Origin of the sequence: Pseudomonas sp. C32 (assembly GCF_030417915.1) — a bacterium.
Lineage (GTDB): Bacteria > Pseudomonadota > Gammaproteobacteria > Pseudomonadales > Pseudomonadaceae > Aquipseudomonas.
In genome coordinates this window covers 49230-64600 of sequence record NZ_JAUHUK010000016.1, presented here as the reverse complement: position 1 = coordinate 64600, position 15371 = coordinate 49230, and the positions used below count along the sequence as shown (strand labels likewise).

Below are 15371 nucleotides of genomic sequence, written 5' to 3'. Positions count from 1 at the left end.
CAGCCTCCCCGAGCTCCTACGCCAATCAAGGTAGGAGTTGCCGAAGGCTGCGATCGTCTAAGGATTGAAAACTAATTAAAGCGCGAACAACTCCGCTGGCAGTTGCATCAGGCAATCGCTGCCCGCCTCGATGGCTGCCCGATGAGCGGCGGTTCGCGGCAACAAGCGCTTGAAGTAGAACTCGCTGGTGGCGAGTTTGCCCCGGCAGAAATCGGCATCGCCGGTGCAGCTATCGAGCTGCGCCTGAGCGACCAACGCCATCCGTAACCATAGATAGCCGAGGATGATGTAACCGCTGTACATCAGGTAATCCACCGACGCGGCACCGACTTCGTCGGGGTTTTTCATCGCGGCCATACCGACCTGAGCGGTCAACTCGCCCCATTGCTGGTTCAACCCTTTGAGCTGTGCGACATAACGGGCCAGTTGTGGGTGCTCGGCATTTGCCTCACAGAATTTATGGACGATTTTGGTAAAGCCCCGCAACAGTTTGCCTTGGCTGCCAAGGACTTTACGACCGAGCAGATCCAGCGCCTGAATGCCGTTGGTGCCTTCGTAGATCGGCGCGATCCGGCAGTCGCGAACCAACTGTTCCATGCCCCATTCGCGAATGAACCCGTGGCCGCCAAACACCTGCATGCCGTGGTTGGTGACTTCCAGGCCCGTGTCGGTCATGAAGGCTTTGCAGATCGGCGTGAGGAAGGCCAACAGGTCTTCTGCGTCCTGGCGCGCGGCTGCATCCGGGCTCAAGTGCGCCACGTCGAGCAATTGTGCAGTGAAATACGTCAGCGCCCGATTGCCCTCGTTGAAGGCCTTCATGGTCAGCAACATCCGTCGCACATCGGGATGCACGATGATCGGGTCTGCGACTTTTTCCGGGGCTTTCGCGCCGGTCAGCGAACGCATCTGCAAGCGGTCGTTGGCGTACTTGATCGCTCCCTGGAAACTCGCTTCGCCCAGACACAACCCCTGCATGCCGGTGCCCAGGCGTGCGTGGTTCATCATGGTGAACATGCAGTTCAGGCCCTTGTTCGCCTCGCCGATCAGGAAGCCCTTGGCACCGTCGAAATTCAGCACGCAGGTAGCCGAGGCCTTGATGCCCATTTTGTGTTCGATCGAACCGCAAGACACACCATTGCGCTCGCCCGCTTCACCCGCTGCATCGGGCAAGAACTTGGGCACGATAAACAGCGAAATGCCCTTGGTCCCGGCTGGCGCATCCGGCAACTTTGTCAGCACCAGATGAATGATGTTGTCGCTCATGTCGTGCTCGCCGGCAGAGATGAAAATTTTGCTGCCGGTGATCGCATAACTGCCATCGGCAGAAGGTACGGCGCGGGTCTTGATGATGCCCAGGTCGGTACCGCAATGGGCTTCGGTCAGGCACATGGTGCCGGTCCATTGGCCCGCGGTGAGCTTGCTCAGGTAAGTGTCTTTTTGCGCTTCGGTGCCATGGGCGTGAATGGCCGACATGGCGCCGTGGGTCAGGCCCGGGTACATGCCCCAAGAGGTGTTGCTGGAACCGACCATTTCGCTGATGACCAGCCCCAGCGAGCTTGGCAAACCCTGGCCGCCGTAGACCGGATCCGCCGCCAGCCCATGCCAGCCGCCCTCAACATATTGTGCAAAAGCCTGCTTGAACCCTGCGGGCGTCGTGACCACGCCGTTGTCGAAATGGCAGCCTTCTTCATCACCACTGCGGTTGAGCGGCGAGAGGACGTTCTCGCAGAATTTCGCCCCTTCTTCGAGGATCGCATTGACCATGTCCGGGCTGGCGTCGGTCGCCCCCAGCGCGGCGTAGTTGCCGTGGAAATCGAAGACGTGATCGATCAAAAAGCGCATATCGCGCAAGGGAGCTTTGTAGTCGGGCATGGTCATTCTCCGTCAGCAGATTGCTCCAACCTACTGCCGTCGACCCAGCCTCACAATCACAGTCCAGACGCTGAATGCGCCATCATCACTCAACCGTAGCGGCTTCCATACGCACGGCGCCACGGCGGTTCTGACCGAACGCCATCACGCAGTTTCGCCCCGCACCCTTGGCGCTGTAGAGCGCCTGGTCAGCGGACTTGAGCACTTCTTCCGGGGTGCGCTGCTCGATGCGTTCGGCGACGCCGATGCTGACCGTTACCGACACGCTCGAAGCGCCGGCACCGGCACGACGTTGCCGACCCTGATGGTCGTCCTGTGGCCTGTCCGGATTGCGCAGTTGAATGTTGTAAGTGGCGATGGACTCGCGGATGACTTCAAGATGCGGCATGCACTCTTCGAGGGTCTTGCCTGCAAACACCAGGGCAAATTCCTCACCGCCGTAACGATATGCCTTACCGCCGCCGCCGATTTTCGACAACTTGCTGGCCACCAACCGCAGCACCTGGTCACCGACGTCGTGACCGTGGGTGTCGTTGAATTTCTTGAAGTGGTCGACGTCGCTCATGGCCACCACGTAGTTGCGACCCAACCGCTGCATGCGCTCGTTCAGCGCGCGACGGCCCGGCAACCCGGTCAGCTCGTCGCGGAAGGCCATTTGATAGGCTTCGTGGGCGACGGCGGCGGCGATCATCAACATCACCTGGCTGCACATGATGTTCAGGGTGAACGGCAGGATGAAGGTTTTCGGCAGCATCCAGAACAACCCGAGCAGGCCCACCAATTGCGCGGCATGCAGGGGGCGTGGGTTGCGCCAGTACTGATAAGCCAGCAATAAAAATGCGGCGATGAACACCGGATAAGACAACTGGATCAAGCTCATCCAGGCACCGTGCAATGCGGGCCAGCGAATCTCCGAGAGCCAGATCAGCAACGCATGGGGATAACTTTGCTCAAGCGCCAAAGCCACGCTGCCCACCGCCAGCAACACGGCAAAACGCGCCACCATGTCCTGGAACAGATGCGTGCGCTCCTGCCACGCGGCGAAAATGCCAAACAGCAACGGCAGCAGCAGACAACACAAATGAAAGACCACGGCGGCGTCATCGCGCACCTTGCCGTTGTCGCGGTAATAGTCGGTCTGGGTGTCGAGCAGGAAGTAGGCGATGTACACCGTGACCATCAGAAACAGCTCACGCTGGCGTCGGTAAACCGCGCAATAAGCACCGCCGAGCAGTAAAACCAGAGTCGGCAGGACGTTGAACAGCGACGTGAAGAAAACGTTGAGATCCTTGACGTATGCAGCCGCGAGCCCCGCCAACAGCAGCAGTAATGACGGTAGGAAATGACTGAAACGTACAGCGGAAGAACGCAGCAAGGGTAGAGCTCCGACCCGTCTATTCAGGAGATGGCATTGTGCCCACCACTGTAACGGCAGAAACCCCGAGTTGCTGAGTGAATTACTGAGGTATTTTTTAAAAGGGTGTCGCCCGCTTCAATTTCACCGACCATCTTTAAAGCAAAAAAGCCGCTGATCCCTAAGGAACAGCGGCTTTTTGGAGTGCTTCACCAGGCCTTAGTAGCCCAGGTCGAAGTGCTCTTCTTTCATGTCCATCAGGTTGTTGGCGCCCGACAGCATGGTTACGACGTGAGAACGGGTACGCGGCAGGATGCGCTGGAAGTAGAAGCGCGCGGTCTGCAGCTTGGCCGTGTAGAACGCTTCGTCCGCGGTGCCGGCAGCCAGTTTCTCGGCAGCCAGGCGTGCCATGTCAGCCCAGAAGTAGGCCAGGCAGGCGTAACCGGAGTACATCAGGTAGTCCACGGAGGCCGCGCCGACTTCTTCGCGATCTTTCATGGCAGCCATACCGACCTTCATGGTCAGCTCGCCCCACTCTTTGTTCAGTGCAGCCAGCGGTGCGACGAACTCTTGAACCGCTTCGTTGCCTTCGTTGGTCTGGCAGAACTTGTGGACGATCTTGGTGAAGCTTTTCAGAGCCTCGCCTTGAGTCATCAGCACTTTACGGCCCAGCAGGTCGAGTGCCTGGATACCGGTGGTGCCTTCGTACAGCATCGAAATGCGGCTGTCGCGAACGTTCTGCTCCATGCCCCACTCGGCGATGAAGCCGTGGCCGCCGTAGATCTGCACGCCGTGGTTGGCCGACTCGAAACCGACTTCGGTCATGAAGGCTTTGGCGATTGGCGTCATGAACGCCAGCAGCGCGTCGGCTTTCTTCTTCTCTTCTTCGTCCACGCCGTACTTGACGATGTCGACTTGCTTGGCAGTGAAGTAAACCATCGCACGGTTGCCTTCGGCGAATGCCTTCATGGTCAACAGCATGCGGCGTACGTCAGGGTGCACGATGATTGGGTCAGCGGCTTTGTCCGGCGCTTTCGGGCCAGTCAGCGAACGCATTTGCAGACGGTCGCGAGCGTACTTCAAGCCGCCCTGGAAACCGATTTCGGCGTGGGCCAGACCTTGCAGCGCGGTACCCAGACGTGCGGTGTTCATGAAGGTGAACATGCAGTTCAGGCCTTTGTTCGCCGGACCGATCAGGAAACCGGTCGCGCCATCAAAGTTCATCACGCAAGTGGCGTTGCCGTGGATGCCCATCTTGTGTTCCAGGGAACCGCAAGACACAGCGTTACGTGCGCCAACCGAACCATCGGCGTTCGGCATGAACTTCGGCACGATGAACAGCGAAATGCCTTTGGTGCCAGCCGGTGCATCCGGCAGGCGGGCCAGCACGATGTGGACGATGTTGTCGGCCATGTCGTGTTCACCGGCCGAGATGAAGATCTTGGTGCCGGAGACTTTGTAGGAACCGTCGGCCTGAGGTTCAGCCTTGGTGCGCAGCATGCCCAGGTCGGTGCCGCAGTGCGGCTCGGTCAGGCACATGGTGCCGGTCCACTCGCCGGAAACCAGCTTGGTCAGGTAGGCCTCTTGCTGCTCAGGGGTGCCGTGCTCGGAGATGGTGTTCATCGCGCCGTGCGACAGGCCTGGGTACATGCCCCACGACCAGTTCGACTCGCCGACCATTTCGCTGATCGCCAGACCCAGGGACTCCGGCAGGCCTTGGCCGCCGTGCTCAACATCGTGAGCCAGGCTTGGCCAGCCGCCTTCTACGAATTGCTTGTACGCTTCTTTGAAGCCAGTCGGGGTTTTAACGCCGGACTCGCTCCAGGTGCAGCCTTCAAGGTCGCCCACACGGTTCAGCGGAGCCAGTACCTGCTCACAAAACTTGGCGCCTTCTTCGAGAATGGCGTCAACCATGTCCGGTGTTGCGTCTGCACACGCCGGAAGGCTCTGATAGTGCGCTTCGTAGCCGAGCAGCTCGTCACGAACGAAGCGAATATCACGCAAGGGGGCCTTGTAGTCAGGCATAGCGATAAACCTCTGCTGATGTAACCGGGAATGAACGACCGCGTTGATTTGTTGTAGCGATCAAACAGTTGTTTGAAACATACGTTTACGCCGAATTCTTGTCAAGCATCGATCTTTTGCCGTTCGTCATCGACCCTCAAAACACACAGCCACGCAACGACGCGACAGCGCTGAAAAGCGATCCGTCGATTAAAAAAGATTAGTTGAGGAAGAAGGACTTACGCAGAAAAACGCCGCGAACAGGCGCGGCGTTGAGGGGGCGGACTCAGAGAGGCATCAAGCAAAGGTGTCGATCAACGTTCCCAGCACTTCATCGGACGCCTTGGCGATTTTAGCGCCCAGTTCGACCTGAAACTTTCCTTGGGACATTTCGACGACATTACTGGCGAGGTCCGATTGCTGACTGCGATCAACCGAACGCAGGCGATCAACCTGCGCCTCGGAAGACTGGCTGGTGACCGAACGCTCAAGGGTGGTGTTGGCGATCTGCCCGGCAGCCTGATCGACGCGATTCTGCCCTGTCTGAATGGTGCTCAGACCGGCATAAAAAGCGGTGTTTCCTGAGATTTCCATGGGAGAACTCGTCCTTGCAAAGGATCAACAGTGGGCATTGAAGCAGACCTGTGAAAAAAAGGCCCGTCAAAAACACTAATGGCATAGTGCCTTGCCATAGGCAAAACTAGTCGAGCAAATCCAGTTGAAGATGTTCTGCCACGGCTTCCGCCGTCACTGACTTGAGTTTCGGTACCCGCCCCAGGCATGGCGCTGGCAGGCGTTCGGCGAGGGTTGCCAGGTTTTCTTCAAGTCGTGAAGTTTTCGGATCAATGATATTCGCCACCCATCCCGCCAGTTGCAAACCATCACGAGCAATGGCCTCAGCCGTCAGCAAGGCATGACTGATGCAGCCCAAGCGCACGCCGACGACCAGAATCACCGGCAGGCCCAAGGCTTTCGCCAAATCAGAAAGATTATCCTGATCCGCCAACGGCACGCGCCAGCCTCCGGCACCTTCAATCAACGTGAAGTCGGCCTGCATCTCCAGGATCTGCCGCATCGGTGTCAACAACGACTGCACCGTCAGCGCCACACCTGCTTCACGCGCCGCAAGATGCGGGGCAATCGCTGGTTCGAACGCCACCGGATTGACCTGTGCATACGTCAACGGCAACGAACATTCCGCCAACAGTGCCAATGCATCCGCGTTGCGCAAACCCTTGGCCGTGACGGCGCAACCGGAGGCAACTGGCTTGCCCGCCGCCGTGCTCAAACCCGCCGACCGCGCAGCGTGCAGCAACCCCGCCGCGACGGTGGTTTTGCCGACATCCGTGTCTGTGCCAGCGATGAAATAGGCTGCGCTCATAAGGGTTTCTCCAGAACGGCGTACACCACTTGATAAGTCGCCGGCAAACCTTCGGCCTGACGAAACTGCTCATAAGCCTCGATCAAACCCAGAATCCGCGCCCGGCCAGTCAAGCCGCCCGGCCGACCGGGATTAAGGTTGTGTGCGCCCAAGGCCTTGAGCTCATGGGTCAGGCTGCGCACATCCGGGTAGTGCAACACATGTGGACGGGTTTGCAGGCTGACCACCTGCAAACCGCTGTCCGCACACAGCTGTTGATAAACACCGAACTCACGGAAGCGATTGACGTGCACCATACCGTCGACCTCACGCCAACTGTCACGCAGCTCAATCAACGTCCCTACGCATAGACTAGCAAACGCGAAAAATCCGCCCGGTTTCAGTACCCGATGGGCTTCGCTGAGTACCGAACCGAAGTCTGCACACCACTGCACCGCCAGGCTGGAGAAGATCAGATCGCAGGTCGAGTCCTGCAATGGCAAGCGCTCGGCATCACCGGCGATGAAGTGCGTGGCGCCACCCAAGGGCCGGGCGTGGTTGAGCATGCCCTCGGCGATGTCCAGCGCCACACCGTGAGTACCGGCAAAACGTTCACCCAGCGCACGGCTGAAATGCCCGGTGCCACAGCCCAGGTCCAGCCAGCGTTGCGGCATAAAATCTGCCGGCAGGCGGCTCAGCAATTGGCTGCCCACGTCACGTTGCAGTTCGGCCACGCTGTCATAGCTCGACGCCGCACGGGAAAACGAAGCCGCCACCTGGCGCTTGTCAGGCAGACCGCCGGGTGCGTTGGGAAGAGACAAATCAGTCATCGCCGGACTCATGCAAAAAAGCCTGGATCGCCCCCGCCACACCGTGGGGGTCTTCCAGAAGAAACGCGTGGCTGGCCTGTTCAATCAGACCGATTTCGACATCCGGCAGCAATGCCAGCAACTCTGCGGTGGCTTCGGCCGGAACCAGTGCGTCGAGGCCGGCGAACAAGTGCAGTTGCGGGCCACGGAACGCCTGCAAGGCTTGGCGGGTGTCCAGTTGAGCAAGCAACCCCAGGCCGCTCATCAACACGGGGCCAGCCGTATGCGGCGCACCACCGACCAACAACCGCGACAACCCGCGTGGGTCTTCGGCGCCTTGGGCGCAAAGCAGCGAAAAACGTTTCAAGGTCATGCGTGAATCAGCAGCACAGCCGGCCAGGAACGCGTCGAAGGTTTCACCTGGCATCGCGCTCGGCCACTGTTCATGGGCGACAAAAGAAGGATTACTCGCCAGCGTCAGCAATCCGCAGCAACGATCACCGCGACGCGCCGCCAATTCCGAAGCGAGCATGCCACCCAAGGACCAGCCACCCAGCCAGGCGTCCTGCGGCAGCGTCGAATCGAGATCGTCGAGCCATTCTTCGAGATCACTCGACGCCAGCTCCGGCAACGGTTCGATCTCGACCCGCAGGTGTTCATCCAGCCCCTGCAACGCCGCCGCCAAAGGTTCGAGCGGCGAAACACCAAGACCCCAACCTGGCAGCAGAATCAGACGATCACGCATGGTTCGGCTCCGGTCCCAGTTGTTGAAAACAATCGGCCAATCCTTCTAACAATAGCTGTACCTGCGCCTCGGTATGGGCGGCGGTCAGGGTCACGCGCAGTCGGGCGCTGCCGGCGGGCACGGTTGGCGGACGGATCGCGGTCACCATCAGTCCGCGCTCGCGCAACATCTGCGACAGACGCACCGCACGCCCGGCGTCACCGATCATGATCGGTTGAATGGGCGTGAAACTGTCCATGAGTTCCAGGCCGATTTGCTCGGCGCCGTGGCGGAACTGGCGGATCAACGTCTGCAAATGCTCGCGGCGCCAGTGCTCGCTGCGCAGCAGTTCCAGGCTTTTCAGCGTGGCGCAGGCCAGGGCTGGCGGTTGGCTGGTGGTGTAGATGTACGGGCGGGCGAACTGGATCAGGCTCTCGATCAACTCTTCACTGCCCGCGACAAAAGCCCCGGCCGTGCCGAACGCTTTGCCGAGAGTGCCGACCAGTACCGGCACGTCTTCCTGGCTCAAACCGAAATGTTCGACGATGCCGCCGCCGTTCGCACCCAAGGGCCCGAAACCGTGGGCGTCATCGACCATCAGCCACGCGCCTTTGACCTTGGCTTCCCGCGCCAGCGCCGGCAAGTCGGCGATGTCGCCGTCCATGCTGAACACGCCGTCGGTGACCACCAGCGTATTGCCGGTGGCTTTCTCGAGGCGCTTGGCCAGGCTCACGGCGTCGTTGTGCAAGTAACGATTGAACCGCGCCCCGGACAACAGGCCCGCATCGAGCAGCGACGCATGGTTGAGCCGGTCTTCCAGCACCGTATCGCCCTGCCCGACCAATGCGGTGACTGCACCGAGGTTGGCCATGTAGCCGGTGGTGAACAACAAGGCCCGCGGGCGACCGGTGAGGTCCGCCAAGGCTTCTTCCAACGCGTGATGCGGGCCACTGTGACCGATGACCAGATGCGACGCCCCGCCACCGACGCCCCATTTCGACGCGCCTTCTCGCCAGGCTTCGATCACTTGCGGGTGATTGGCCAGGCCCAGGTAGTCGTTGTTACAGAACGCCAGCAACGGCTGGCCATCGACCACTACTTGCGGCCCCTGGGGGCTTTCGAGCAACGGGCGTTGGCGGTAGAGGTTTTCGGCACGACGGGCAGCAAGGCGTGCGGCGAGATCGAAAGACATGCAGGCCTCGGACAAACAATCAAGGTAGACACCGAACCTGTAGGAGCTGGCTTGCCAGCGATGAGGGCGTCAGATTCGACATACCCATCAGCTGACAGACCGCTATCGCTGGCAAGCCAGCTCCTACAAGGGTTTCGCACTCCAATCAGAGGAGTCGATGGAAGGCTTCAAACCGCCGCGTTATAGAACTGCTCGCTGCTCTTCTGCTCCACCAGTGCTTGCTCGATGGCAGCCTGGTGAACTTCATCGGCGTGCTCTTCGCGAGCTTCCGGCAAGATGCCCAGACGCGAGAACAGTTGCATGTCCTTGTCGGCCTGCGGGTTGGCGGTGGTCAGCAGTTTCTCGCCGTAGAAAATCGAGTTGGCGCCGGCGAAGAACGCCAGGGCCTGCATCTGTTCGTTCATGGCTTCGCGGCCGGCGGACAGGCGCACGTGGGATTGCGGCATCAGGATGCGAGCGACCGCGAGCATGCGGATAAAGTCGAACGGATCGACGTCGTCGGCATTTTCCAACGGTGTACCGGCAACCTTCACCAGCATGTTGATCGGCACCGACTCCGGATGCTCCGGCAGGTTGGCCAGCTGGATCAGCAGGTTGGCGCGGTCGTCGAGGGATTCGCCCATGCCCAGAATACCGCCGGAACAGATCTTCATCCCTGACTCACGCACATAGGCCAGGGTTTGCAGGCGCTCGCTGTAGGTGCGGGTGGTGATGATGCTGCCGTAGAACTCAGGCGAGGTGTCGAGGTTGTGGTTGTAGTAGTCGAGGCCGGCCTTGGCCAGCGCCTCGGTCTGGTCCTGATCCAGGCGACCGAGGGTCATGCAGGTTTCCAGACCCAGCGCTTTCACGCCTTCGACCATCTTCAATACGTAAGGCATGTCTTTGGCCGACGGATGCTTCCACGCCGCGCCCATGCAGAAACGGGTCGAACCGATGGCCTTGGCGCGAGCGGCCTCTTCGAGGACCTTCTGCACTTCCATCAGTTTTTCTTTTTCCAGGCCGGTGTTGTAGTGACCGGACTGCGGACAATATTTGCAATCTTCCGGGCAGGCGCCCGTTTTGATCGACAACAGGGTCGATACCTGGACGCGGTTGGCGTCGAAATGCGCGCGGTGCACCGTCTGCGCCTGGAACAACAGGTCGTTGAATGGCTGTACGAAGAGTGCTTTGACTTCGGCCAAAGACCAGTCATGACGCAGGGTTGCAGTGGTGCTGGCGCTCATGGGCGTTTCCTTCATTTATGCTGGGCAGCGGCTGGGGAATGGAATACCCACAGGCGCAACACGGATGTTCGGCATATTTAAGGAAGAGCGATGCGCTGTCAACCACGATACTCAGGACCGGTTTACATCTGGTTAAAAAACAAACAGCGGTGCTTGCTTTGCAACGAGCCCGCCGAAGACATCACACCCATCTGCATGGCCTGCGAAACCGAACTGCCCTGGCTCGGCGATCATTGCCTGACCTGCGCCCTGCCTTTGCCCGCTGCGGGCCTGACCTGCGGCCAATGTCTGCAGCGGCCTCCGGCCTTTGAACGGGTCATTGCACCGTGGACCTACAGCTTTCCGATCGACAGCCTGATTACGCGCTTCAAACACAACGCCAAGTGGCCATTTGGACGCCTGCTCGCCGAACTTGTCAGTCAATCGCTGCAACATCGCTTCACCGACGACCTGGATCGCCCCGACGCGCTGATACCCGTTCCTTTGGCCAACCGACGCCTGCGTAAAAGGGGCTTCAATCAGGCGGCGATGCTGGCTCGCTGGCTTGGAACCAGCCTCGACATTCCCGTCGACGAACGGTTGTTATTGCGCACTCAGGATACCGACGCGCAACAGGCACTGAACGCCGACGCGCGCCGGAAAAACCTGCGCAATGCGTTCGCGATGGCGCCCGATGCCGTCGTGAAGGGACAACATCTGGCCCTGGTCGATGATGTATTGACCACTGGTGCCACGGCCCAGGCCCTGGCCCGTCTGCTGATGGAAGCCGGAGCCGCCCGTGTGGACGTTTACTGCCTGGCCCGAACGCCAAAACCTGGCGAGACGTCCTGACTTGACGCCAGCACGCCAAGCCGCCAACGTCTGCGCCATCGTCAGAACCCAAAGCGACTTGCCATGTCCCTGCCTACCTTGTTGTCCCAGCACATTGTCCGCCGACCGCAGCGCATCGCGCTGTTGCAGCACGTCGCCGAACAGGGCTCGATCACCCGCGCCGCGAAAAGCGCGGGGCTCAGCTACAAGGCCGCCTGGGACGCCATCGATGAGCTGAACAACCTGGCGCAAACACCGCTGGTAGAACGGGTTGTCGGCGGCAAGGGCGGTGGCGGTGCCAGGCTGTCCAGCGAGGGCGAGCGCGTGTTGCGCCTGTATCAAAAGCTGCAAGCGCTGCAGGCTCAGGTGCTGGAAGCCACGGAAGAGGCAGGCGATCTTGATCTGCTCGGGCGTTTGATGCTGCGAACCAGTGCTCGCAACCAATTGCACGGCAAGGTTGCAGCGATCCGGTCTCAAGGACGCAACGACTTGATCCGTCTCGAAGTGTGCAAAGACGTGATCATCGAGGCGCAAATCACCCACGACAGCACCCAACGCCTGGAACTGCAAATCGGCACCGAAGTCGTGGCCTTGATCAAGGCTGGCTGGCTGGACGTGCTGGATGTCGATTCCCAGGCAACGCCCGGGAACAATTGCCTGACCGGCATCATCGAGAAGATTCTCGACGCCGACGACGGCCCCAGCGAAGTGCGCATCACCCTGCCCAACGGTTTGACGCTGTGCGCCCTGGCCGAACCCGCACATCTACAAACGTTGGGGTTGGCAATCGGCAAATCCGTGCGCATCGAGTTTTCTCCGTCCAATGTACTGCTGGGTACTCCGCTTTAAGCAATCTGCAACAAAACCTTCATCACGCTTCTTTAAGGTGTCTGCAAAACCGCTTGGAGCCTGATGTGAGCCTATTAGAAGAAAACCAATCCACCGACCTCGAAAAAATGGTCGGCCTCAGCCGTCGCGGCTTTATCAGCGCGGGCGCCCTTTGTGGTGCTGCCATGTTTTTGGGTGGCAACCTGCTGAGCCGCAGCGTGATGGCCGCCAGTGTCAGCGCCGGCAACAGCCAATTGCTGGGTTTCGACAGCATTGCCGCTGCGACCAGCGACGCAATTACCCTGCCGCCAGGCTACAAGTCTTCAGTGTTGATCAGTTGGGGCCAACCCCTGCACAAAAACGGACCGGCGTTCGACCCGAGCGGCAACGGCAGCGCCGAGCAGCAGGAACTCCAGTTCGGGGACAACAACGACGGCATGAGCCTGTTCGAGTTTCCGGGTGAGAAAGACCGGGCGCTGATGGCGATCAACAACGAATACACCAACTACCGCTACCTCTACCCCCACGGCGGCATGCCGCAATCGGCGGAAGACGTGCGCAAGGCTCTGGCCTGCGAAGGTGTGTCGGTGATCGAAGTGCAGCGCAAGAACGGCCAGTGGCAGTTCGTCCAGGGCTCGCACTACAACCGCCGCATTCACGGTAACGCGCCTATTACCGTGAGCGGTCCGGCCGCCGGTCACGCCCTGCTGAAAACCAGCGCCGACCCTCAGGGCAAGCACGTCCTCGGCACCTTCCAGAACTGCGCCAACGGCAAGACGCCGTGGGGCACTTATCTGACGTGCGAAGAAAACTTCACCGACTGCTTCGGCAGCAGCAACGCCGAGCAAAAATTCGACGCGGCGCAGAAACGCTACGGCGTGGTGGCCACCAGTAAAGAGATCAACTGGCACCCGCACGACGAGCGCTTCGACATGGCGAAGAATCCCAACGAATTGAACCGCCATGGCTGGGTCGTGGAAATCGATCCGTTCGATCCAAAGTCGACCCCGGTCAAACGCACCGCCCTCGGCCGCTTCAAGCATGAAAATGCTGCCCTCGCCGAAACTGCGGAGGGCCATGCCGTGGTGTACATGGGCGACGATGAGCGCGGCGAGTTCATCTACAAATTCGTCAGCCGCGACAAGATCAATCACAAGAACCCCAAGGCCAACCACGACCTGCTCGATCACGGCACGCTGTATGTCGCGCGTTTCGATGCGGGCGACGGCAACACCGATCACCCGAAAGGCCAGGGCGAATGGATCGAACTGACCCACGGCAAAAACGGCATCGACGCCAGCAGCGGGTTTGCCGATCAGGCTGAAGTGTTGATCCATGCGCGGCTGGCTGCCAGCGTGGTCAAGGCCACGCGCATGGACCGTCCGGAGTGGATCGTCGTCAGTCCCAACGACGGCCAGGTTTACTGCACGCTGACCAACAACGCCAAACGCGGCGAAGACGGCCAGCCGGCGGGCGGGCCGAACCCGCGCGAGAAGAACGTCTACGGGCAGATCCTGCGCTGGCGCACCGACCGCGACGATCACGGCTCGAAGAGTTTTGCCTGGGATCTGTTTGTCGTTGCAGGCAATCCGGGGATCCACGCCGGCACGCCGAAGGCTGGCTCTTCGAATATCACGCCGCAGAACATGTTCAACAGCCCGGATGGTCTGGGTTTCGACAAGGCGGGACGCTTGTGGATTCTCACCGATGGCGATTCGAGCAACGCCGGTGACTTTGCCGGCATGGGCAATAATCAGATGCTCTGTGCTGACCCGGTGACCGGCGAGATTCGCCGTTTCATGGTCGGGCCGGTGGGCTGTGAAGTGACGGGAATCAGTTTTTCGCCGGACCAGAAAACCCTGTTTGTCGGGATTCAGCATCCGGGCGAGAACGGCGGTTCGACCTTCCCCGAGCATCTGCCCAATGGCAAGCCACGGTCTTCGGTGATGGCCATTTCCCGCGAAGATGGCGGGATCGTCGGCGCCTGACAGCCCCTCATCGCTGGCAAGCCAGCTCCTACAGGGCATGTGCATAACCTGTAGGAGCTGGCTTGCTCGCGATAGCGTCAGCCCAAACAACACATCTCGCAACCCTGCCCCTAAAGAGCGCCCGTCTGCGCTACCATGCCTGGCCGGACGCAGCAGCCTGCTGCGCGCAGGAGTCAGCATGGCCCACCCGTTTGAAACCCTTACGCCAGACCTCGTGCTCGATGCCGTCGAAAGCATTGGCTTCCTCAGCGACGCGCGCATTCTGGCGCTCAACAGCTACGAGAACCGCGTCTATCAAGTCGGCATCGAAGACGCCGAGCCGCTGATCGCCAAATTTTACCGACCTCAGCGCTGGACCAACGAAGCCATTCTGGAAGAACACCAGTTCACCGCCGAACTCGCCGAGTGCGATGTTCCGGTGGTCGCGCCGATGATCCACAACGGTGAAACCCTGCACGAACACAACGGCTTCCGTTTCACCCTGTTTCCGCGTCGTGGCGGTCGTGCGCCGGAGCCGGGCAACCTCGATCAACTGTATCGCCTGGGCCAGTTGCTCGGTCGCTTGCATGCCGTCGGCTCGACCAAACCGTTCGATCACCGTGAAGCCTTGGCCGTGAAAAACTTCGGCCACGATTCACTCACGACATTGCTCGAAGGCAATTTCGTCCCCCGCAGCCTATTGCCGGCCTACGAATCGGTGGCCCGTGATCTGCTCAAGCGTGTGGAAGATGCCTACAGCAACACGCCGCATCAGAACATCCGCATGCACGGCGACTGCCACCCCGGCAACATGATGTGCCGCGACGAAATGTTCCACATCGTCGATCTCGACGACTGCCGCATGGGCCCGGCGGTCCAGGACATCTGGATGATGCTGGCCGGCGATCGCCACGAATGCATGGGGCAGCTGTCGGAGTTGATGGACGGCTATAACGAGTTCCACGACTTTAATCCGCGCGAACTGGCTTTGATCGAACCATTGCGCGCCTTGCGCCTGATGCATTACAGCGCCTGGCTGGCCCGGCGCTGGGATGACCCGGCGTTTCCGCACAGCTTTCCGTGGTTCGGCACCGAGCGGTATTGGGGCGATCAGGTGTTGGCGTTGCGCGAGCAGTGTGCTGCGCTCAGCGAAGAGCCACTGAAGCTGTTCTAACCCTTGTAGGAGCCGGCTTGCTGGCGATGAACCAAGACGCGGTTTACCTGATAC

The 15371-nt window shown here is 60.2% G+C and carries 13 protein-coding genes; 4 read left to right on the top strand and 9 right to left on the bottom strand.

Annotation, left to right across the window (positions count from 1 at the left end; genetic code table 11):
• Positions 1 to 75: 75 nt before the first annotated feature.
• The 9 genes from QYH43_RS18825 to bioB all read right to left on the bottom strand — a co-directional run bounded on the left by QYH43_RS18825 (position 76) and on the right by bioB (position 10538).
• Positions 76 to 1872: an acyl-CoA dehydrogenase C-terminal domain-containing protein gene (locus QYH43_RS18825; RefSeq protein ID WP_301157790.1), complete on the bottom strand. Its 1797-nt coding sequence runs from the start codon at positions 1870 to 1872 to the stop codon at positions 76 to 78.
• Positions 1873 to 1957: 85 nt separating this feature from the next.
• Positions 1958 to 3247, bottom strand: a complete 1290-nt coding sequence (locus tag QYH43_RS18820; protein WP_301157789.1) for a GGDEF domain-containing protein — start codon at positions 3245 to 3247, stop codon at positions 1958 to 1960.
• Positions 3248 to 3445: 198 nt separating this feature from the next.
• Positions 3446 to 5251, bottom strand: a complete 1806-nt coding sequence (locus QYH43_RS18815; RefSeq protein WP_095060377.1) for a phenylacyl-CoA dehydrogenase — start codon at positions 5249 to 5251, stop codon at positions 3446 to 3448.
• A gap of 276 nt (positions 5252 to 5527) precedes the next feature.
• Positions 5528 to 5824 (bottom strand): pyrroloquinoline quinone biosynthesis protein PqqE, encoded by a 297-nt coding sequence (locus tag QYH43_RS18810; protein WP_301157788.1) that lies wholly within the window; start codon positions 5822 to 5824, stop codon positions 5528 to 5530.
• Positions 5825 to 5930: 106 nt separating this feature from the next.
• A complete protein-coding gene (gene bioD, locus QYH43_RS18805; protein WP_301157787.1) occupies positions 5931 to 6611 on the bottom strand; it encodes a dethiobiotin synthase in 681 nt (226 codons plus the stop codon).
• The gene (bioC, locus tag QYH43_RS18800; RefSeq protein WP_301157786.1) at positions 6608 to 7420 is read right to left on the bottom strand and encodes a malonyl-ACP O-methyltransferase BioC; all 813 of its coding nucleotides are present in this window, start codon (positions 7418 to 7420) and stop codon (positions 6608 to 6610) included. The genes bioD and bioC overlap by 4 nt, the downstream gene beginning before the upstream one ends.
• A complete protein-coding gene (locus tag QYH43_RS18795; RefSeq protein WP_301157785.1) occupies positions 7413 to 8144 on the bottom strand; it encodes an alpha/beta fold hydrolase in 732 nt (243 codons plus the stop codon). Before QYH43_RS18795 ends, bioC begins: the two co-directional genes overlap by 8 nt.
• Positions 8137 to 9315, bottom strand: coding sequence for an 8-amino-7-oxononanoate synthase (gene bioF / locus QYH43_RS18790; RefSeq protein WP_301157784.1), 1179 nt, complete (start codon positions 9313 to 9315; stop codon positions 8137 to 8139). Before bioF ends, QYH43_RS18795 begins: the two co-directional genes overlap by 8 nt.
• A 167-nt stretch (positions 9316 to 9482) precedes the next feature.
• The gene (gene bioB / locus QYH43_RS18785) at positions 9483 to 10538 is read right to left on the bottom strand and encodes a biotin synthase BioB (RefSeq protein WP_095060384.1); all 1056 of its coding nucleotides are present in this window, start codon (positions 10536 to 10538) and stop codon (positions 9483 to 9485) included.
• A gap of 90 nt (positions 10539 to 10628) precedes the next feature.
• Between bioB and QYH43_RS18780 the strand changes: the two genes are divergently transcribed.
• From QYH43_RS18780 to QYH43_RS18765, 4 genes are all read left to right on the top strand, one after another.
• Complete coding sequence (locus QYH43_RS18780) at positions 10629 to 11369, top strand: ComF family protein (RefSeq protein ID WP_301157783.1); 741 nt, start codon at positions 10629 to 10631, stop codon at positions 11367 to 11369.
• Between the two features lie 63 nt (positions 11370 to 11432).
• Positions 11433 to 12197, top strand: a complete 765-nt coding sequence (locus QYH43_RS18775) for a TOBE domain-containing protein (RefSeq protein ID WP_301157782.1) — start codon at positions 11433 to 11435, stop codon at positions 12195 to 12197.
• Positions 12198 to 12262: 65 nt separating this feature from the next.
• On the top strand, positions 12263 to 14164 hold the full coding sequence (locus tag QYH43_RS18770; RefSeq protein WP_301157781.1) for a PhoX family phosphatase: 1902 nt from the start codon (positions 12263 to 12265) through the stop codon (positions 14162 to 14164).
• A 178-nt stretch (positions 14165 to 14342) separates the two neighbouring features.
• Entirely contained in the window at positions 14343 to 15317 is a 975-nt protein-coding gene (locus QYH43_RS18765; RefSeq protein WP_095060392.1) for a serine/threonine protein kinase, read from the top strand.
• The last annotated feature ends 54 nt before the right edge of the window (positions 15318 to 15371 follow it).